Below are 17,199 nucleotides of genomic sequence, written 5' to 3'. Positions count from 1 at the left end.
AGCCCCTTGATAATAAAGGGGCTGATACTTTGCTTTTTCCCAGGATGGAAAAGCCATTAGACAAATGTCAATTATTTAGCTGGCTAAGGTCTCTGCCGGTTTGGTCAGCAGCAGCTTTTTTCCTCTGGAGTTTACGATGCTGTGAAGGAATGCATTGTTGATATTGCTTACCAGCTGATTGATCATGCCGGGATGATCTACATGCCCTTCCATGGCGTGTTGCAGCTGCCAGCAATACAGGTCGGAAGCATCTTCTTTGCTGAGATCTGTACGGTATGTTTCCTCGGCCATGCCTCTGCCGATATTCTGGTGGATGAATGGAACCACCACTTCGTCCCTGAAACCGTTGATGCGGCTGTGTACTGCCGGATAGATTTTGGCGGTTTCGTTGAGGAACTGCGGAGTAAATACATCCAGCAGGCTTTCGATGCAACCAAAGAAATTATTGAGTTCGGTAATGGCATCCGGTGAAATGCCATTGAACATGCTCATAAACTGATTTACTCTTGCAATCTGTGAGTCTACTACTTCCTGCAACAGAATTTCCTTGCTCTCGAAAAAAAGGTAAAGTGTTTTCTTTGAAATGCCACATTCCTTTGCTACTGCATTGGTTGATACATTCCTGATTCCCTGCCTGGCGAACAACGAAGATGCTGTTCGCAAAATGCTGCTTTTTACGTTCTTCATAACAAACGATGTTTTATTTAGGAGTGCATTCCGGAGGGGTTACATGAGTCGGTATGCAAAGTAAGAACGGCATCGTCAGCCGGGAAAGGTTGATAGTTCGGCAATATTGGTCGAAAAGTCGGTTCGTGTTTTAGTGAGACAGCCGGTATTCTTTGGGACTCAATCCGGTAAAGCGTTTGAAGAATTTTCCGAAGAAACTCTGGTCGCTGAAATTCAATTCGTCGGCTATCTGCGAAATGCTGTAGGTTGGATCATCGAGCAATAATTTTGCTTCGAGCAGCACGTAATCGTCGAGGATCTCGCCTGCAGTTTTGCCTGCAATTTCCTTCACTGTTTCGGTGAGGTATTTGGGTGTGATATTCAGCTCGCCGGCATAGTGCTGAACACTGCGGTGGCTCTTGCATTGCTGCTGTACCAGGTTTACAAATCTGATCACCAGGTGTTCTTTCCGTGATGGTTGAAACGGTTCCTGTTCTGCATACTTTCTTCCCAATGCAGCCATCTCATACAACAGGAGATAGAATTTATGGGTGAGCATTTCTTTTCCGAAAGGATGTTCGGTAATACGGGCTACCTGCTTTTCCACCAGCCGCGCAAATTTATTGATAGCATTGCTGTCTTTTGTACTCAGCCTCCATAGCGGAGTGTATCGGCTGGAATAATATTCGAACACCTCCATCTGATTCCTCGGCATACCAATACGGCTGAGAAAAGCAGGGGTGAAGGCCACATAAGTAGCGGCAGTTCCTTCTGATACCGACATCACCTGCTTGATGCTGGCGGGCGCCAACAGCAGCATGTCATTTTTGCGAAGCAGGTATTTTTTGAAATTCACCGAGCATTCAACTTCGCCCTTCGTTACAAGCAATATGGTGAGATAATCCGTACGGAACTGTTGCTTGAAGATGCTGTGATCCATGTTGGGGGTCGATACGGCCAGTGACAATCCCGATACATTGGGGAATTGCCGGAAATCAGGATCAGCATTGAGTTCGTCCAGTTTGTAGAGTACGCTGCGGCTCATGGTGCAGGGTTGATCAATCAAAGATACCGGAATATTGAATGAGAACGCCGCCATTGTCGTAAGGGATCACTCTTTCGCATTTCAGCTTTACGGATTGCTTCAACGTGCTTGTAAGCGGAAGGCCGGAATTTGTTGTATTATTGCCCACCTGAAATTCAGATCATGAGCCAGCAATATTTTGAAGACGCAACTTTTGAGAAAACAGATTTCCGCATTACCGGATTGGAGCGTGGCAATTACGATGCCTGCGTTTTCAGGAATTGCGATCTGTCGGGCGTAAATCTGTCCGGGATCTCTTTTACCGATTGCGAGTTTGTTCACTGCAATCTCAGTATGGCGCCATTGGGGAATACCGTTTTTCAGTCGGTGATTTTCAGGGACTGCAAAATGCTGGGGCTGCATTTCGATCAATGCAATGAATTCGGTCTTTCTGTTACTTTCTTCAATTGTCTGCTCAACAATGCATCTTTCTTCAAAAGGAAGCTGAAGAAAACACTGTTCCGCGACTGTCAGCTCAAAGAAACCGACTTCACGGAAACCGATCTTACCGAAGCAGTGTTCGATCGCTGCGAGCTGTCCAATGCAAGTTTCGTAAAGTCCAATCTGGAGAAGGCCGATTTCAGAACCGCACTCAATATCGGCATCGATCCCGAACAGAACCGCATGAAAAAAGCGAAGTTCTCCATCTATAACGTAGAAGGATTGCTGCTTAAATACAATCTCCAGATAGATACAAAAATCTGATGCCAATCACTTGAATTGCGCTTTTACTGCTTCCGTAAAATCGGGGAGCAGCGGATGCGGCTTCCCAAGCCAGGCTGCACGCCAGGTGCGTTTCTTAAAGGATGATTTGATCGGCAGGGTTATCAGGTCTCTGTTCTTCAGATAAGGTTCAATTACCCAGGTGGCGAAAATGCTGATGCCCATATTGGCATTGATCATTTCAACAATAGCCTCGGTGAGCTGTACGCGCGTGGTCTTTTTCGGCTGCACCTCTCTGAAGAATTCTTTTGCAAAAACATTACTGGTCTCTCTGGAGTCGTAAGTGATCATGTGCTCATTGGCAAAGTCGTTGGCAGTAACCAGCGACCGGTGTTTTGCCAGCGGATGATGTTTATTTACTACCGCCACCAGATTGTCTGTAAACAATGGAGTGCTGTTGATACCAGACTGACCGGGCACTTCGGATATGATGGCCAGATCGAGTTCTCCGTTCAGCAGAAAATCTATCGGGCGTTGTGTGGCAGCCGCTACGATGGAGATATCTGCACCATCTGATTTCTTTCTCAGTTTAGTGATGATCTCCGGCAACCAGTGATAACAGGTATAACATTCCGTACTGATGCGAAGGGCAGGAGGATGCCCGTATTTAAGTGAATGCAGATCATCGGAAAGCCTGCTTAGCTGCGGGAGGATATTGCATGCACTCTCCATCACTCTTCTGCCTGCATGTGTAAGCAGCAGTTTCTTATTCACTCTTTCAAAAAGCTGCATGCCGGCCCGAAGCTCCAGTTCACGCAACTGATGGCTGATGGCAGACTGCGTGAGATAGAGGCTGTCTGCCGCTTTGGTGATGCTGCCCATTTCCACGATGCGCTGAACGAGCAAAAGATCGCTGCTGTTTATCATGAAGGATTTTCATCAAAAGTACAAAAACAATTCATTTTCATCATGCATCAGGGCGGTGTACTTTTGAATAAATATTTCAATTATGCAAACAGCCATAAAGTTTTATACAGAAAGCCAGGCCTCAGAAGCGCTGGCAGCTGCAAAAGCAACGCAAAAACCTTTGCTGATCGATTACTGGGCCCATAACTGCAAGGGCTGCGCCAGAATGGACTCCCTTACCTATGAAGACGAACAGGTGCAGGAGTACCTGTCGGAAAACTACATCGTGCTAAAGTGCAATGTAGCAGCAGTGGATGGCGCATTCGCCAAAACATTTCTCACCACTGCTGTGATCTGGACGCCATCTCTGTACATCTATTCTCCCGAAGGAGTGATTTTGAGAACTGTGGTAGGATATGTTTCCCCCGCACAGTTTCTTACGGAACTCGGCATTGGAAGAGCTGCTCACCAAATGCGCAGAAGGCATTTTGCAGAAGCAGGAGAATTGCTGGAGCAGCTGCCGTTTGCTGCGCAATATCCCGCACTTCATGCCGAAGCTATTTATTGGGCAGGTATTGCTGCATTCTTCCAGCATCAGAACAGCTTCGATCACCTGGTTGGTTACTGGGCCGATCTTCGGAAAAAATATCCTGAGACTACCTGGGCCGAGAAAGCCGATTTCATTCCGGAATAACAGTGGATACTTAGCTGCGATGCCCTGCGGAGTTCGCTCCGGCAGGGTTTCGGCATTATGGGTGTGCAAAATGCAGCTCAACGGAAATGATTACATTAGCAGACTGATCGAACAATTATCAGTACTGCATAATGAAAAAAGAACTTCCTCTCGTTGACAAGGAATATGTACTGGAAAAATTTCAGAGCAAAGGTGGCTGGACCTTCGCCCGCATTCCCGAAATCCCCAAAAGCAAGGCTGCATTTGGATTGCTGAGAGTTCGCGGAACCATCGATTCTTTTTCATTCACGGCTGCCCATCTGATGCCCGATGGAAAAGGGGGACTCTTTCTTCCCGTGAAAGCTGCCATAAGAAAACAGATCAAAAAGAAGGAGGGAGACAAAGTGCGCATAGTATTGTACGAAGATAATATGCCGGTGGAACTGCCCGAAGAGTTCGCTATCTGCCTAACCGATGAACCCGATGCTCATATCGCCTTTCGGGCAATGTCGAATGGCGAACAGAAAGCAATGATCGAATACATCTTCTCTGCAAAGAACGAATCTACACGAATCGATCGCATGGCGAAAGCCATCAACGACCTCATAAGCAAACGCTGAGATTGATCACACATCGATCCGGATGTGCAGCCGATGATTCCCGTTTATTGAGCACCTGAATAGAGCCGGTCTGAGCCCGGTTGGTCAATTTGTTTTGGCTGTTGGTCCAATGGCAGGCAGTGTTGTTTTGGTATTGGATAATTTCAGCACCAGCAACACCTAATGTTTCAATATGAAAAAAATACTCTTCAGCTTAGCGGCTGTTTTGGCGGGTATGCTCGCCTTTGCTCAAAATCCCAACTCGATGGTGATCATCAAAGGCACTATCAAAGGTGATCTCAAAGGATACAATAAAATCAAACTGTATACGCGTACCAGTAATGATTCTGCGGAAATCAAAAACGGAGAATACACTTTTAGTTTCCCTTTTACTGAGCCGGCACTGAAGATGTTTCTTCCTGAGTACATCACAAAAACGCGTCAGATGTATCAACCGTTTGGAGTACTGATTGCGGGCCCGGGTACCTACTACGTAAGTTCTGATATTGCCAAAGGAATGTACCAGTCTTCTGAAGTGAAAGGCCCTGAGGCCGCAGAGCTCTATCGTACTTTTGAATTGGAGAATAATGCAGCATCCGTGAAAGTAAATTATGCGCTGGGAGATTTATATGGTAAGGATTGGTACCGCATGGACGAAAAAGACGTTCGTTATGCTGCATATCAGAAAAGCAGGGATTCTTTGCAGAATATCTATACCGTTCCATTGCTTGAAAAATTGCTGAAGAATCATCCAGAATCCTATGCGACAGCATTTGTACTGGCAGGCAATGGCAGGCAGATTTCTTCCATTGAAAAGAAGGAGCAATTGCTTGCGATGCTGGGCAAAAAAATCCGAAAGTCCGATGCGGCAAAGAAATTTGCAGATCATATTCAGGGGATCAAAAGTGCGGGTGTAGGCAAGAAAGTGGCAGACTTTGTATTGCCAGATCCCAAAGAAAAGGATGTAACATTCAGTAACCTGAAAGGCAAATATGTACTGATCGATTTCTGGGCCAGCTGGTGTGCTCCCTGCCGCCAGAGCTTTCCACGCATGCGTGAAGTATATGCTGCTTACAAAGATCAGAACTTCGAGATCTACAGCATTTCCATCGATGAAAGCAAATCTGCCTGGTTGAAAGCTGTGGCAGATGAACATAATCCATGGCTGCAGTCGCTCGATAACAAGAATATTTCTCAGCGTCAGTTTGCTGTAACCGGTGTTCCGTCTACATTTCTGATAGGTCCGGATGGAGTGATCCTTGCGAGTGAAGTGGGCTTCGATCCCAAAGGCGGTGGCGAGATGGAGAAGAAACTGGCATCCATTTTCGGAAAAACGGTTCCCATCGCAGCTGAAAAGAAAGCAACAGAAAAGAAAGACGCACAACCCATGAAGGCCATTCCAATGACCCGCATGTAAAATTACTTCATCATTAATTCAATCAAAATGTTCAGGAAGATAGCAGCGTTTGCTGCATGTTTGTTTGTTGCGTCGCTGGCAAATGCGCAAATGGAAGCAGCACAGAAAGTACATCTCGATATCGATACCGGCGTTGTATACAAAACGTCTGTTATAGCGCTCTGGGATGCCATTAAAGATCCGGCAGCATGGGCGGCATTCAGCAACGGATTTGTGCAGTCGATCGAGGTAACAGGGGAGAAGGAGAATCAGAAAAGAACCATACAATTCACCGATGGAACTCAGCGAAAAGATATGGTTACACAGTATCAGCCTGAGTACAAAATGATAGTGTTCAAAATGAGCGAGCCGATGGAGCCGTCTGTGAAAGATTGTACATTGATGTTCGTTATCCGCACACCGGAAGAAAGCTGTACGGCAGAATTCCATATCGGGGTTATCATGCAGGGAAACAAAGCCGATAAAGAAAAAATGCTTCCGCATCTGAGGAAAGAAATGGCCAGCTACCTGCAGGGAATGAGCAACAGGTTTTCAAAATAGCAGTGATTTTTTATCTGCGTAAGCATGGGGATGGCTGAAAGGCTGTCCCCTTGCTGCTTTCAGCAGGTTCAGTATTATGCATCAATAATATTTCTGCATCACTTATTTTGCCGGTTGAAATATTTATCTAATTTTGCATCGCATTCCTTTATTCTTTCACACATAAATCAAAGGAATCAATGACAGAATATACTTTCATATCATCACACCCCACTACCGAGCAATAGGTTGCTCCGGATTTCCTTTTAGTTAATGGAGAAAACGTGGATTCAGCATTGGATGCAATTAGTTGCACCTGACTGAACGAACGCTTCGTTGTGCATGAAACCCGGATGCAGCCAGTATTTCAACTGCAACTGAATAATCATGCATTTACATCATGGAACCGATGAGTTCCAGGGATACAGGCTGAGGTCTGCCCGTACCAGAAAGCGATGGGCAAAAACGGATCGCGAAAAACAGCTGATAGCGCTGGATAAACTACAGAATGAATTGTGGCGTCAATGGTCGGACCGTCCTTTTTTGCCTTTGGAAACACCGTATCAAAGCGGCTGGATCCGGACCTATGTGCTGAGAGAAGATGTACAAAAAAGCAAGCATGCTGCTTTCTTTTCTTCCATTCTCAGCAGAATCAACAACGTGCAATTCAACAGGGACAAAGACTTCCGGGCAAAGAAGAGAAACCGCCGGAGAAAAACATATTCAATTGCGCAGCCACTCAGAGAGATCGATGAATATGGATGGAAGAGCGGAAAGTGTAAACTGACCGATTTACAGAAACAGTTCTTTTACCCCAGAACCAGCTGGTGCACACGGAAACGCAGGTTTGTAACACACTACGTTTTCTCTGAACCATGGCGGTTTGTATTAGTGGTACAACCCCGCATGATCACACAGGTTCAGCTGGCAGATCCTGTATTGGAGAGTAAAAAGCAACTGGTGGACAATCATATCCGAAACTACGATCTCCGGCAGAAACTGAACAAACTAACCAAAGGTAAAAAACGGACCTATAGCAGATGTGGGAAACCACCGGTTATTGATCCTTACAAAAACAGATCTTTCAGTGACAGGCTGCAAGCCTATCTCACTGAAGCATAAAAAACAAAACGATGGACAAGATCATCATACAAATTACTTCGGGCCGCGGCCCTGCGGAATGTTGCAGGGTGGTAGCCAAATTGCAGCAATTGCTGCTGAAACAAGGGCGTCAACAGGGCTTCGACATGGAAGTGCTGGAAACTATGCCTGGCGATATTTCAGGCACATTGCATTCCGCCACCATTCTCGCCAAAGGCAGCAATATGCAGGCGTTCGTTCAGGAATGGCGGGGAACTATCCGATGGATTGCACAAAGCCCTTACAGGAAGTTTCACAAAAGAAAGAACTGGTTCGCCGGTATCGAGATCTTTGATGTGAAAGACCTGATGGCCTGGAATGAAAAAGATGTACGGTTTGAAACCTGCCGCGCTTCCGGGCCGGGTGGGCAGAACGTAAACAAGGTAGAATCTGCTGTGCGTGGCATCCATATTCCATCCGGCATTCAGGTGCTGGCGATGGACAGCCGTTCGCAACATCAGAATAAAAAACTTTGTCTCGAAAGGCTTGAAGCAAAATACCTGGCCTGGCAAACAAGCCAGCTTGTAATGCAGCAGCAGAGCCGCTGGCAGGAGCATGATTCGCTCGAGCGCGGCAATGAAGTAAAAATAATCAGGGATGATCTTTTGTGATCATCCCTGATAGTTTTCTCCGGAATATGTTTTTCTATAACTGTTTCCTGATCGTTTCCCTCAGCTGGTCGCTGTACTGCTGTTGCTGTTCGGAAGACCAGGGAAGTTTGTTTACATTGAATTTCCTGTCCATTTCATTCATCAGTTTCATCGCATTTGCAAACTGAGATCTGGAATGAATATAAGCGATACAGGTGAGGTAAGCTCTGCGGTATTCGTTGAGCAGGAACACTGCATCCTGCGACTTTCTGATGTCTTCGTCGTTGATCTTTTCGATGGAATATGTTTGCAGTTTGCCGGGAGCAGCTTCAACAAGTCTGGCAAGATCAGCATCGTTTCTTACAAGTGTGAAGAGCAATCCATCCGGTTGGAGGAAAGAATCCAGAAAAAGACTGCTGGTTGTATCCGGACCAGTGGTATAATGCAACGGCCTGCTGTGAAGGTTTTGCTTTAAAATATCCAGCAGCATCAGATCACTTTTGAGAACGTACCTTTCGCCGTATGTCGGGCGCAGCGTCCATTTAATGCCATTGCCCGGATTGTCAGGGTCTGCGAGGCTTACCTCGGTGGGAGTCCACTCTTTGTATACCAGCGTATCGATATCATTATTGTTGTAACTGAGTTTCAGGTGTTGCTTCTGATTGAGGTATCTAACGTACCAGGCAGTATTGAGCAGGTTGCAATCGATGATAGTTACATCGGGTCTGAGTTTTTCGATGCTTTGCAAATAAAGCAATGGAAAAGTTACCATGTCGCCGGAGCTGATGAGGAAAGCATTTTTCTGGCAGCTGTTCAGCAGATGCCGGTTATAATCCAGCACTGGGTTGATAAATCCTCCGCGTTGCCTGCCTTCTCTGAATGCATAAATGGCGGAATCGGATTTGCCTGCATACAGATAGGCCATTGCCTGTCCACTCCAGATAGCGCTGATTTTGGAGTAGGGATCCAGTAACCACATCTCACCGCTGTAAGAAGGTGTTAGTTTATTGATGGCTTCGAGATGCTGGCTTGCTTCGATGGTCAGTCTCTTCTTGCTGAGGTACATTTCTTTGCCATCACTGCTGTTGATTCTGTCGATTACATGCGCGAGAAAATAGCGTCCTTCCGTATTGCCGGGTTGTTTCTTTACAGCCTGGCTCAGCAATGAATAAGCGTTGGAGAAATCAGGTGAATCAGCTACTGCCTGTCTCTTGAACTCTGCCTTTCCACTGTCCAGGAGGGCAGTAAAATCCAGGGACTGGGAGAAACCATGCTGCGTCACAAACAGGCAGCACAGGAGGAATAGGTTTTTTGACATAATGGGGTCAAAGGGTTAGTTAGATGCGTAAAAGTGAATGGTTCAGGACAGTAACGTTGAAATTGGTCAAATGTTTTATTGTGAGGGCAGTGCTTTGGAGCCCCAAGAATTTGTGAAAATCGACCAGTATGTCCGCCCATAGCATCGGATTCGATATTTTCATGTTCCAAAGCCGGTAGTGCATGAAACAATTATCTACCTTCATCCTTTTACTGCTTCTCGGATTTGCAGCCAACGCCCAGCTGATCTACAGATATTATACAGAGACCCGCCCAGGCATATTCAAAGACAGAATTCCCAAAGTAATATATCAGCGCTTAGTCACTTTCTACGACGAATATGCGGTGAAAGAGTTAACAGCACTTCATTTTGACAGTACCGGATTGCAAACTGAAAAAATCGAATATGATGATTCCGGTAAAGTAACCGGCCGCATGGTCTGGCATTTTGAACAACCCGGCAGGCAATTGAAATATCTGGCCGGTAATGTGTGGAGTGCCGGAAAGTTCAGCAGCGATTCTGCTCTTTTTCATTACGACAGCAAAGGGTTTTTGAATGAGGTGATACTCAAGAACGATCAGAATACATTGCTTCGTCAGGCCTTCATCACCTGCGACAGCATTGGCAATCCCATAGAAAGTAATTTTTACGATAATCGTGGCAATCTGTTATCTGCAGAATATGCCCGTTATCTGCCTGAAAGAAATAAGATACTGATCAGGCAGGTGAAAACTGATGGATCGGAACCGAGAACAGATTCTATCGACATCGATAAACGTTATGCAGCAAAATATGCAGCAGCGGGAGAAACTTATAATGATCGCGGCGATCTCATTCGAAGCGAAAATTATAAACCATTCAAAGGAAAAGCTGTTCTGGAAATTTTCTATCGATACGATGAATTCGGTAACCCAGCTGAGATAAGTATGTTCAAGGTGCGGGGAAAGGGACGGATGAAAAGGAGTGAAGCCCATGCAACCATTTACAGAACATACGAGTACTGATTGAAAAAAGGAGCCGGCTTCAATCGATGAAACCAGCTCCCGTACTACATCAGACGATAACTGAACTAAGAATTTTTATGGGCGAGAGAAGTCCACAACGGGTTTTATCGCACCACTCAATGGTGTATAAACCGGTCCACCAGGCAATCCCGAAGGAATACCGTCGGTGAGCAATGTTGCAGGACCTACAGGATCATAGTTTCCTGTGATGAAACGCTTGATGCAAAGCGAATCGTGGTGCAGCCCCATTTCAGGAATATTCACACCTGGTGAAGGAGTGATTGGTCCCGGATAAGAATACGTATTCACAATCGATCCGGATGCAGTGCTGATCTCCAGCAATCTTCCCCCTGTTCCATTCACTGCCATTACATACAGTTTGCCCGACAAGGTAACGGTGAGGCCACGGATGTAAAGACTTGGTGAAAGGAAGTTAGGCAGACAGCTCACCGTTGGACTGCCGGGTAATCCCAGTTTCACTACACGATTGTTGGGATTGGCAGTACCACGGTTAATGGCGTAGTAGGCGCCGGTTACAGGATCCCGCTCGATATCGCTGAGGTTGAGTGAAAGTGCGCAACCTGAAACAACGGCTGCGGCAGGAGATACGCAGTTGGGATCGTTGAACTTCAGGATATTGTTCACAGGTGAACTGGGTGGAAGCCCTGTTGTTCCATAGAATGTACCTGATGCTGGTTCATAAGAAATACCGGTTGCAAACTTGATTGGAGCACCGGAGCAGGTAGTAAGCTGATTGCTACCGGCAGAACCAATCACGGGCGAAAGACTTACCGGACCGGCAGATGGCGATCCTACCACTTTGAACAGATAACTGAAACCAGTACCCGGATCTACAATGAGACCGAAATACACTGGTTGACAGGCAGCAGCGGCTGTAATGGCATTGGCAGCTGCATCATCATTTACCGGCAGGTTATCGCCGGAATTCTTTTTTTGACAGGCGGCTAGCAATAGCATAGCAGCAGCCATCAAAGCAAGGTTGATTTGCTTCATACATTTGGTTTTAGCTGTGGAAGAAATGAATGATGAGGGTGGGATAGCGGGAAGAGAATGTATGTACTCAAATTTAATGTGTTTACCGGAGATGCGTAATCGTAATTGCCGTAAAAATGGTTCATACTTCCACATATCTTACCGGCCTTCAATTGCTGTTTCCATAGAGCGCTATGGTCCGGAATCGGTAAGATCACGGTACTGGTCCCCAGACAGTTGGGGCAATTTCGGATAAACCGCAGCTAAATTTTCAGCACCCTGTAACATATTGCCTGCTGCATTCGTAGTACCCTAAACTAACTTAGCATGCCAGGCACATCAACCGGTTTACAGGATTTTACTGTCAATGTAAAAATCAAGCTCGCAGGCCTTTGGGCCTCGCTCATGTTCTGCTATATCTATGGAGATTATTTTGAACTCTATGTGCCGGGTAAAACTGAAGGGCTGGTAAACGGAAAGAATCTATTGGATAGTCCGGCTAAATTGTTTGCAGCCACATTGCTGCTGACCATCCCTTCGCTGATGATCTGTCTTTCGCTTTTACTGAAGCCGCGCGTCAACAGGATGCTCAATATTGTGTGGGGTGCTTTTTATGCAGCGCTGATGCTGCTGATTGCAGTTACCTCTTTCTCTGAATGGAGATTATTCTATGTTTTTCTTGCATTAACAGAAACTATACTCGCCATCACTATTCTGGTGACTGCTGTGAAATGGCCGAAGAATATGTAAGATGATGAATTAACTCCCGGCCTGCAGCAGGTACGATGGTCCGGCTTTCGGATTATTTTCTTTGTATTCCTGCGGACTTATGCCGGCATGTTTCTTAAAGAATCTGGTGAAGTAGGCCGGATCTTCAAAGCCCAGCGAATACCCGATGCCTTTGATGTTATCCGTGCTGTAATACAGTTCCCGCCGGGCTTCGAGCAGTATGCGGTCTGCAATCAATCCACCTGCAGTTTTGCCCGCGAACTTTCTGCAAATTGCATTCAGGTTACGCGCCTGTGTGGAAAGCATGTCTGCATATTCCTGAACGCCGTGCAATTTTTTAAAGTTATGCTCGATAGCCGATTTGTATTTGGTGAACAGCAGATATCCTGCATCGACGCGCGCATGCTCCTGTGTTATTTGCGTGCGTTTGAGTCTTTGTATCTGTGTGAGCAAAATCTTCAGATAGGAGTGCAGCACCACTTCTTTGTCTTCTTCATTTGAATTGTATTCGATCTCCATCTTGTGCAACAACTCTTCAAAAACTGTATGCATGGCAGCAGGAATAGTGAGCATTGGCTTAGCCTGAATATTATCGAACAGGTGGCTGCCGATCAAAGTATCCTCCATATCTCTCGTGTCTTTGAAAAGGGCAGGTAGGAATTTAATGAGAAAGCCATCGGCTTTTTCTTCCGGACTGATCTGGTGTATTTGTCCGGGTGAAAGCAGAAAGAATACCGATCCGGAATAAGGATAGTTCACCATATCGATCATATGCACGCCCTTTCCTCTTCTCAACCAGATGATCTCATAGTATTGATGGCGGTGATTTTCTTCAAACTCAACCATCGTGCAACTTTCATTGGTGAATGAAGTTACTTTCATATTATCGATGATACTCTCGCATTGTTGCCCGATATGAAATACAGGCGCTTCTTTCTTTGCCATGATCCCGGATTTACTGCTGCTAAGATACATAGGTTCTTCTGCCCGCGGGATGGACAAAACCACCTTTTACTTGCACAATTCCTACATGATGCCGGAAGATGGTATAAAAATGCAAGTGATATGATCTTTTATCCATTTACCCGCGGCGATGAACTTTTCAACTTTGCATAGTCAATCATTCAATCATCGTAAACAATAGAATATGCCTTTCGTACAAATAGATGTAACCAAAGACGGAGTTACCAGAGAGCAAAAAGCACAACTGATCAGCGGCGTAACAAAACTGCTGCTCGATGTATTGCAAAAAGACCCTGATCTCACGCATGTGATCATCCGCGAAGTGGAAACCGATAACTGGGGACTTTCAGGCATTCAGGTAACCGAAAAAAGAAAACAATCAAAAGCATAATTATGAAACGGACAGTAATTGTAACAGGCGCATCAACAGGAATAGGAAAAGCCATTGCCAAATCATTCATCGAAGCAGGACATAATGTAGTGCTGAATTCCGTGAGCAAAGAAAATCTTTCCAAAACGTTTGAGGAACTGGGCGCTCCGTCCAATGCAAGAATGCTGGCAGGGGATGTGGGGAGGAAGGAAACAGGAGAAGCGCTGGTGTCGCTCGCAGTGAGTGCATTCGGGCGGTTGGATATACTCGTTAACAATGCAGGTGTTTTTGAAGCAAAACCATTTCTCGATGTGGAAGAAAGCGATCTGGATCGATACTTAGGCACCAATCTGAAAGGCACTTTTTTCACGAGCCAGGCTGCCATCAGGACAATGGTGCAAAATGGTGGCGGTTCGGTAATCAATATCGGTACAGTGCTGGTAAATCATGCCATTGCAGGTTTTCCTGCTACGGCACCAGTGGTAAGTAAAGGAGGGATACATGCGCTTACCGTACAGCTGGCAGCAGAGTTCGGCGCACAGAATATTCGTGTGAATACCATTGCTCCCGGAATCATCAGGTCTCCGTTGCAGGGAAAGAACGGTATAACGGACGCTGATTCATTGGGAAGTCTTGCTTTGCTTAATCGCATCGGTGAGCCGGAAGATATTGCCGAAGTGGTGCGCACGGTTGCGCTCAGCAATTTCATCACGGGGGAGATCATCAATGTCGATGGCGGAACGGTTGCCGGGCATGCATTCAGATAATCAATCATGATCAGGCCGCTGGCAGATTGTTAACAAAACTTTTATCGCTTTTTAATCCTGATAATCAATTTTGAGTGAAAATCACGAGCGAAGCCGCATCCGGGAGATGCGGTTTCTTGCTTATATGGAATCTCCTTTCTATATTCGGCCGGTACGGAGTTCCAATATCAGGGAATTTCCTATTTTTACGTAAATCAACCGATTGTATATGGATAATTTCAATCAGAATTCTTCTTTTTTCACTACGCAGGAGCAGGCAGCTTCACAAACTGTTGCCAGAAGCTTCATGGCGAATGTATTTATGTGGATGTTTGTAGCGCTCGGCATTTCTGCTGTGTTCGCTTTCTTATTCTCGAACAATCTGAGCCTGCTGTCTTATCTCATCAGTTTTGAAACAGGCAAACTGAATATACTTGGCTGGATCGTTATGTTCGCTCCACTGGGCTTTGTGTTGCTGATGTCTTTTGCTTACAGCAGATTATCAGCCCCCATGCTCACACTGCTCTTCATGTTGTATGCAGCTATTAATGGTATCAGCTTCAGCTTCATTCTGCTGGCTTATACTGCCAATTCAGTACTGGGTTGCTTCCTGTCAGCATCCGCCATGTTTGGTGTGATGGCAGTGATGGGATATACTACCAAAAAAGACCTCACTTCATTCGGACGCATCCTGATGATGGCGCTCATCGGAATAGTGATCGCAATGCTGATCAATATGTTCCTGAAAAGCGATACCATGGGTTATGTGATCAGCATCATTGGTGTGATGGTATTCACTGGTCTTACCGCTTACGACGTTCAGAAACTGAAACGCATCGGCGCTGGTATCGAATACGGAGATGTGCCTGCATCTGAAGGCAAGAAATTGTCTATTCTTGGTGCACTCACTTTGTACCTCGACTTCATCAATATCTTCCTGTTCCTGCTGAGATTGTTCGGAAGCAGAAGAGACTAATATTGTTTAGTAAGAATATTCGTGAACCCTTTGGCTATGCTGAAGGGTTCTTTTGTTTTTGGGAATAGTTACTGAGCAGTGATGCAGTGGGATTATTTAGACGCCTTTGCTTTGGGGTTGAACTCGAGGCAGATATTCATCCACCAGTCAAAATCCTTCTTTGTTTTGTAGCCTTCTGCATTTACGTAGCAGTATCCGGCGAGTTCTTTTCCTTTCATGATCATGGGCTCGAAGCCGCGTCTGCCTGCAACTTCTTCCTGCAACGCTTTATCGAAACGGCACATCAGGTTTTCTCCGCTGATATTGATGCACATTTTCCCATTCACCAGAAAGGCGAGGCCTTTGAACATTTTCTTTTCCTCCAGTTTCAATGCAGGAATGTCTGCAAGATATTCCCTTACCCTGGCGGCGAGTTTTTCGTTGTAAGCCATACCAGTAAGGTACTGATTTATGAAGAAACAAAAAATCAGTAGGCTGCTTTTGTTTAGTGCATTAATGATGCAACAGCTGTTTTACTAGCAGTGGGAATACTATATTTTTCAATTACTGAAGTGGAGTAAGCTTAATCTGTGAGTTCGTATACTTCGAGATAAAAGTTCATGAACAGGAGATTGTTCAATCTTTCAATGGCCATCAGGCCTGCGCGGTAGTCGATTCTCACGATTCCTGTACAACTGGATCTGCCGGCGGGATCTCTGCCTTCGATGGTAACCGACCTTACATTTCCGAATGGAAACAGTAGCCTTTTCAAATGATCAACCGTTGTGCGGCTGTTCAGGTTTGTAATAGCAATTTTCATAGAAATATTGAGGTTAAGGTAGATACCGAAGATACCGATAAACCTTAACCTGACAAATTAAAAATAATCGTTGAATGGCAGTCGTGCCAAGGGTTTTGGTTAACCGTAAGGCAGTGTAATATCAACACTTTATGCATTGATGTATTCTCTTGCTTGCTCCGGTGTAAACCTGCTTCTGAATCCAAATGCATAAGGCGTATCTCCATGCTGCCTTACATGATCGAGGCGGGCTACAGCTTCCTCAACGGAGGGTGTGGTTCCGGCAGGGATGTACCATAACACCATATGCATCTGCTGCATCTTCTCAAACCACTGCCTACGCTTCCGCATGATGTCTGAATGTGCGGTCTGATACGTGAACTGGTGCAGGGTATCCGCGTTGGTCCATACGGACATATTCACTAAAATAAAGTCGTCGTTGTATACCCGAACGGAAGTGGCATTGCCGGCTTCTTCCTGTAGTCTCCAGACGAAACCTTCGCTCTGATCGGCAATGGCATTGATCCTGTCGAGATTATCCATGAATTCAGCCATAACCGGACTATCGGCCGGTGCCAGCATTTTGGCGATATTGATTTGTGCGAGATGAAATTCCATTATGAATAAATTTGACGATAGATTTGTAAAATTAAACCCGGCGAAATCATGGAACAAGAGGTTACGAAAAGGTTACCGGCCAGAAAAAGAACGAGCATCGTTTTAAACGAACAGTGTTCAGTAATTGCAACGCTGAAATTATTTGCTACCAAATGGAAGCCCTGCATACTCTGTTATTTGTCTGAAGGGCCGTTGCGCTACAACGATCTCTACCGCATCATTCCGAATATCAGCAGAAAAATACTGTCGGAACACCTGCGAGAACTGGAACGCGATGAAGTGATCACCCGCACGCAATACGATCCCAAACGCCAGAAAGTAGATTATGCACTCACGGAGAAAGGCCGCTCATTGCTGCCGCTGCTGAATCAGTTGCAGGATTGGGGAATGCTTCATCTCAACAACGTACTCACCATCAGGCAGATGCTGGATGCCACTTTGAACTAA

22 protein-coding genes are annotated in these 17,199 nt (G+C 45.7%); 13 read left to right on the top strand and 9 right to left on the bottom strand.

Annotated features, from left to right (window positions below; all coding sequences use genetic code 11):
- Positions 1-75: 75 nt before the first annotated feature.
- Positions 76-687 (bottom strand): TetR/AcrR family transcriptional regulator, encoded by a 612-nt coding sequence (locus tag HHL16_RS11145; protein ID WP_169425281.1) that lies wholly within the window; start codon positions 685-687, stop codon positions 76-78.
- 130 nt (positions 688-817) lie between these two features.
- A complete protein-coding gene (locus HHL16_RS11140; RefSeq protein ID WP_169425280.1) occupies positions 818-1,711 on the bottom strand; it encodes a helix-turn-helix domain-containing protein in 894 nt (297 codons plus the stop codon).
- A 162-nt stretch (positions 1,712-1,873) separates the two neighbouring features.
- Here HHL16_RS11140 and HHL16_RS11135 point away from each other — a divergent pair, with 162 nt between their 5' ends.
- Positions 1,874-2,455, top strand: a complete 582-nt coding sequence (locus tag HHL16_RS11135; RefSeq protein ID WP_169425279.1) for a pentapeptide repeat-containing protein — start codon at positions 1,874-1,876, stop codon at positions 2,453-2,455.
- Positions 2,456-2,461: 6 nt separating this feature from the next.
- Here the strand turns inward: HHL16_RS11135 and HHL16_RS11130 are convergent, their stop codons facing one another.
- Positions 2,462-3,340, bottom strand: coding sequence for a LysR family transcriptional regulator (locus HHL16_RS11130; protein WP_169425278.1), 879 nt, complete (start codon positions 3,338-3,340; stop codon positions 2,462-2,464).
- Positions 3,341-3,422: 82 nt separating this feature from the next.
- Between HHL16_RS11130 and HHL16_RS11125 the strand changes: the two genes are divergently transcribed.
- The 6 genes from HHL16_RS11125 to prfH all read left to right on the top strand — a co-directional run bounded on the left by HHL16_RS11125 (position 3,423) and on the right by prfH (position 8,278).
- Complete coding sequence (locus tag HHL16_RS11125) at positions 3,423-4,013, top strand: thioredoxin family protein (RefSeq protein WP_169425277.1); 591 nt, start codon at positions 3,423-3,425, stop codon at positions 4,011-4,013.
- Positions 4,014-4,144: 131 nt separating this feature from the next.
- Entirely contained in the window at positions 4,145-4,612 is a 468-nt protein-coding gene (locus HHL16_RS11120) for a YdeI/OmpD-associated family protein (RefSeq protein WP_169425276.1), read from the top strand.
- Between the two features lie 172 nt (positions 4,613-4,784).
- On the top strand, positions 4,785-6,008 hold the full coding sequence (locus tag HHL16_RS11115) for a TlpA disulfide reductase family protein (RefSeq protein ID WP_169425275.1): 1,224 nt from the start codon (positions 4,785-4,787) through the stop codon (positions 6,006-6,008).
- Between the two features lie 27 nt (positions 6,009-6,035).
- Positions 6,036-6,548: a hypothetical protein gene (locus HHL16_RS11110; protein ID WP_169425274.1), complete on the top strand. Its 513-nt coding sequence runs from the start codon at positions 6,036-6,038 to the stop codon at positions 6,546-6,548.
- A 366-nt stretch (positions 6,549-6,914) separates the two neighbouring features.
- Complete coding sequence (locus HHL16_RS11105; protein ID WP_169425273.1) at positions 6,915-7,649, top strand: hypothetical protein; 735 nt, start codon at positions 6,915-6,917, stop codon at positions 7,647-7,649.
- Between the two features lie 11 nt (positions 7,650-7,660).
- The gene (prfH, locus tag HHL16_RS11100) at positions 7,661-8,278 is read left to right on the top strand and encodes a peptide chain release factor H (RefSeq protein ID WP_169425272.1); all 618 of its coding nucleotides are present in this window, start codon (positions 7,661-7,663) and stop codon (positions 8,276-8,278) included.
- 34 nt (positions 8,279-8,312) lie between these two features.
- Here the strand turns inward: prfH and HHL16_RS11095 are convergent, their stop codons facing one another.
- On the bottom strand, positions 8,313-9,575 hold the full coding sequence (locus HHL16_RS11095; RefSeq protein WP_169425271.1) for a hypothetical protein: 1,263 nt from the start codon (positions 9,573-9,575) through the stop codon (positions 8,313-8,315).
- 182 nt (positions 9,576-9,757) lie between these two features.
- Here HHL16_RS11095 and HHL16_RS11090 point away from each other — a divergent pair, with 182 nt between their 5' ends.
- Positions 9,758-10,579, top strand: coding sequence for a hypothetical protein (locus tag HHL16_RS11090; protein ID WP_169425270.1), 822 nt, complete (start codon positions 9,758-9,760; stop codon positions 10,577-10,579).
- Positions 10,580-10,654: 75 nt separating this feature from the next.
- Here HHL16_RS11090 and HHL16_RS11085 read toward each other — a convergent pair whose 3' ends face one another.
- Positions 10,655-11,593, bottom strand: coding sequence for a hypothetical protein (locus HHL16_RS11085; protein ID WP_169425269.1), 939 nt, complete (start codon positions 11,591-11,593; stop codon positions 10,655-10,657).
- Between the two features lie 306 nt (positions 11,594-11,899).
- On the opposite strand from HHL16_RS11085, the gene HHL16_RS11080 reads away from it, so the two are divergent.
- On the top strand, positions 11,900-12,322 hold the full coding sequence (locus HHL16_RS11080) for a DUF6326 family protein (protein WP_169425268.1): 423 nt from the start codon (positions 11,900-11,902) through the stop codon (positions 12,320-12,322).
- A gap of 9 nt (positions 12,323-12,331) precedes the next feature.
- Here the strand turns inward: HHL16_RS11080 and HHL16_RS11075 are convergent, their stop codons facing one another.
- Entirely contained in the window at positions 12,332-13,246 is a 915-nt protein-coding gene (locus HHL16_RS11075; RefSeq protein ID WP_169425267.1) for a helix-turn-helix domain-containing protein, read from the bottom strand.
- A 202-nt stretch (positions 13,247-13,448) separates the two neighbouring features.
- Here HHL16_RS11075 and HHL16_RS11070 point away from each other — a divergent pair, with 202 nt between their 5' ends.
- From HHL16_RS11070 to HHL16_RS11060, 3 genes are all read left to right on the top strand, one after another.
- On the top strand, positions 13,449-13,655 hold the full coding sequence (locus tag HHL16_RS11070) for a 4-oxalocrotonate tautomerase family protein (protein ID WP_169425266.1): 207 nt from the start codon (positions 13,449-13,451) through the stop codon (positions 13,653-13,655).
- 2 nt (positions 13,656-13,657) lie between these two features.
- A complete protein-coding gene (locus tag HHL16_RS11065) occupies positions 13,658-14,401 on the top strand; it encodes an SDR family oxidoreductase (RefSeq protein WP_206022383.1) in 744 nt (247 codons plus the stop codon).
- Between the two features lie 208 nt (positions 14,402-14,609).
- Positions 14,610-15,356: a Bax inhibitor-1/YccA family protein gene (locus HHL16_RS11060; RefSeq protein ID WP_169425265.1), complete on the top strand. Its 747-nt coding sequence runs from the start codon at positions 14,610-14,612 to the stop codon at positions 15,354-15,356.
- Positions 15,357-15,448: 92 nt separating this feature from the next.
- Here HHL16_RS11060 and HHL16_RS11055 read toward each other — a convergent pair whose 3' ends face one another.
- The 3 genes from HHL16_RS11055 to HHL16_RS11045 all read right to left on the bottom strand — a co-directional run bounded on the left by HHL16_RS11055 (position 15,449) and on the right by HHL16_RS11045 (position 16,752).
- Positions 15,449-15,787 (bottom strand): TfoX/Sxy family protein, encoded by a 339-nt coding sequence (locus HHL16_RS11055; RefSeq protein ID WP_169425264.1) that lies wholly within the window; start codon positions 15,785-15,787, stop codon positions 15,449-15,451.
- Between the two features lie 131 nt (positions 15,788-15,918).
- Positions 15,919-16,155 carry an RNA-binding protein gene (locus HHL16_RS11050; protein ID WP_169425263.1) on the bottom strand — a complete coding sequence of 79 codons (237 nt, stop codon included), beginning with the start codon at positions 16,153-16,155 and terminating at the stop codon, positions 15,919-15,921.
- A 129-nt stretch (positions 16,156-16,284) separates the two neighbouring features.
- On the bottom strand, positions 16,285-16,752 hold the full coding sequence (locus tag HHL16_RS11045; RefSeq protein WP_206022382.1) for a DUF3291 domain-containing protein: 468 nt from the start codon (positions 16,750-16,752) through the stop codon (positions 16,285-16,287).
- 48 nt (positions 16,753-16,800) lie between these two features.
- Between HHL16_RS11045 and HHL16_RS11040 the strand changes: the two genes are divergently transcribed.
- Positions 16,801-17,199, top strand: coding sequence for a helix-turn-helix domain-containing protein (locus tag HHL16_RS11040; RefSeq protein ID WP_169425262.1), 399 nt, complete (start codon positions 16,801-16,803; stop codon positions 17,197-17,199).

Origin of the sequence: Pseudoflavitalea sp. G-6-1-2, from assembly GCF_012927185.1 — a bacterium.
In the GTDB taxonomy this organism is placed as follows: domain Bacteria; phylum Bacteroidota; class Bacteroidia; order Chitinophagales; family Chitinophagaceae; genus Pseudobacter.
Note: the sequence above shows the minus strand (reverse complement) of the source record. Positions and strands in the feature narration are given on the sequence as shown.

What these genes read in the sequence shown, in the direction of transcription:
- prfH (WP_169425272.1), top strand. Translation starts at nt 7,661, where the DNA reads ATGGACAAGATCATCATACAAATTACTTCGGGCCGCGGCCCTGCGGAA.
- HHL16_RS11135 (WP_169425279.1), top strand. Translation starts at nt 1,874, where the DNA reads ATGAGCCAGCAATATTTTGAAGACGCAACTTTTGAGAAAACAGATTTC.
- HHL16_RS11090 (WP_169425270.1), top strand. Translation starts at nt 9,758, where the DNA reads ATGAAACAATTATCTACCTTCATCCTTTTACTGCTTCTCGGATTTGCA.
- HHL16_RS11105 (WP_169425273.1), top strand. Translation starts at nt 6,915, where the DNA reads ATGCATTTACATCATGGAACCGATGAGTTCCAGGGATACAGGCTGAGG.
- HHL16_RS11140 (WP_169425280.1), bottom strand. Translation starts at nt 1,711, where the DNA reads ATGAGCCGCAGCGTACTCTACAAACTGGACGAACTCAATGCTGATCCT.
- HHL16_RS11125 (WP_169425277.1), top strand. Translation starts at nt 3,423, where the DNA reads ATGCAAACAGCCATAAAGTTTTATACAGAAAGCCAGGCCTCAGAAGCG.
- HHL16_RS11120 (WP_169425276.1), top strand. Translation starts at nt 4,145, where the DNA reads ATGAAAAAAGAACTTCCTCTCGTTGACAAGGAATATGTACTGGAAAAA.
- HHL16_RS11050 (WP_169425263.1), bottom strand. Translation starts at nt 16,155, where the DNA reads ATGAAAATTGCTATTACAAACCTGAACAGCCGCACAACGGTTGATCAT.
- HHL16_RS11085 (WP_169425269.1), bottom strand. Translation starts at nt 11,593, where the DNA reads ATGAAGCAAATCAACCTTGCTTTGATGGCTGCTGCTATGCTATTGCTA.
- HHL16_RS11055 (WP_169425264.1), bottom strand. Translation starts at nt 15,787, where the DNA reads ATGGCTTACAACGAAAAACTCGCCGCCAGGGTAAGGGAATATCTTGCA.
- HHL16_RS11070 (WP_169425266.1), top strand. Translation starts at nt 13,449, where the DNA reads ATGCCTTTCGTACAAATAGATGTAACCAAAGACGGAGTTACCAGAGAG.
- HHL16_RS11075 (WP_169425267.1), bottom strand. Translation starts at nt 13,246, where the DNA reads ATGGCAAAGAAAGAAGCGCCTGTATTTCATATCGGGCAACAATGCGAG.
- HHL16_RS11145 (WP_169425281.1), bottom strand. Translation starts at nt 687, where the DNA reads ATGAAGAACGTAAAAAGCAGCATTTTGCGAACAGCATCTTCGTTGTTC.
- HHL16_RS11095 (WP_169425271.1), bottom strand. Translation starts at nt 9,575, where the DNA reads ATGTCAAAAAACCTATTCCTCCTGTGCTGCCTGTTTGTGACGCAGCAT.
- HHL16_RS11110 (WP_169425274.1), top strand. Translation starts at nt 6,036, where the DNA reads ATGTTCAGGAAGATAGCAGCGTTTGCTGCATGTTTGTTTGTTGCGTCG.
- HHL16_RS11080 (WP_169425268.1), top strand. Translation starts at nt 11,900, where the DNA reads ATGCCAGGCACATCAACCGGTTTACAGGATTTTACTGTCAATGTAAAA.
- HHL16_RS11060 (WP_169425265.1), top strand. Translation starts at nt 14,610, where the DNA reads ATGGATAATTTCAATCAGAATTCTTCTTTTTTCACTACGCAGGAGCAG.
- HHL16_RS11115 (WP_169425275.1), top strand. Translation starts at nt 4,785, where the DNA reads ATGAAAAAAATACTCTTCAGCTTAGCGGCTGTTTTGGCGGGTATGCTC.
- HHL16_RS11045 (WP_206022382.1), bottom strand. Translation starts at nt 16,752, where the DNA reads ATGGAATTTCATCTCGCACAAATCAATATCGCCAAAATGCTGGCACCG.
- HHL16_RS11130 (WP_169425278.1), bottom strand. Translation starts at nt 3,340, where the DNA reads ATGATAAACAGCAGCGATCTTTTGCTCGTTCAGCGCATCGTGGAAATG.
- HHL16_RS11040 (WP_169425262.1), top strand. Translation starts at nt 16,801, where the DNA reads ATGGAACAAGAGGTTACGAAAAGGTTACCGGCCAGAAAAAGAACGAGC.
- HHL16_RS11065 (WP_206022383.1), top strand. Translation starts at nt 13,658, where the DNA reads ATGAAACGGACAGTAATTGTAACAGGCGCATCAACAGGAATAGGAAAA.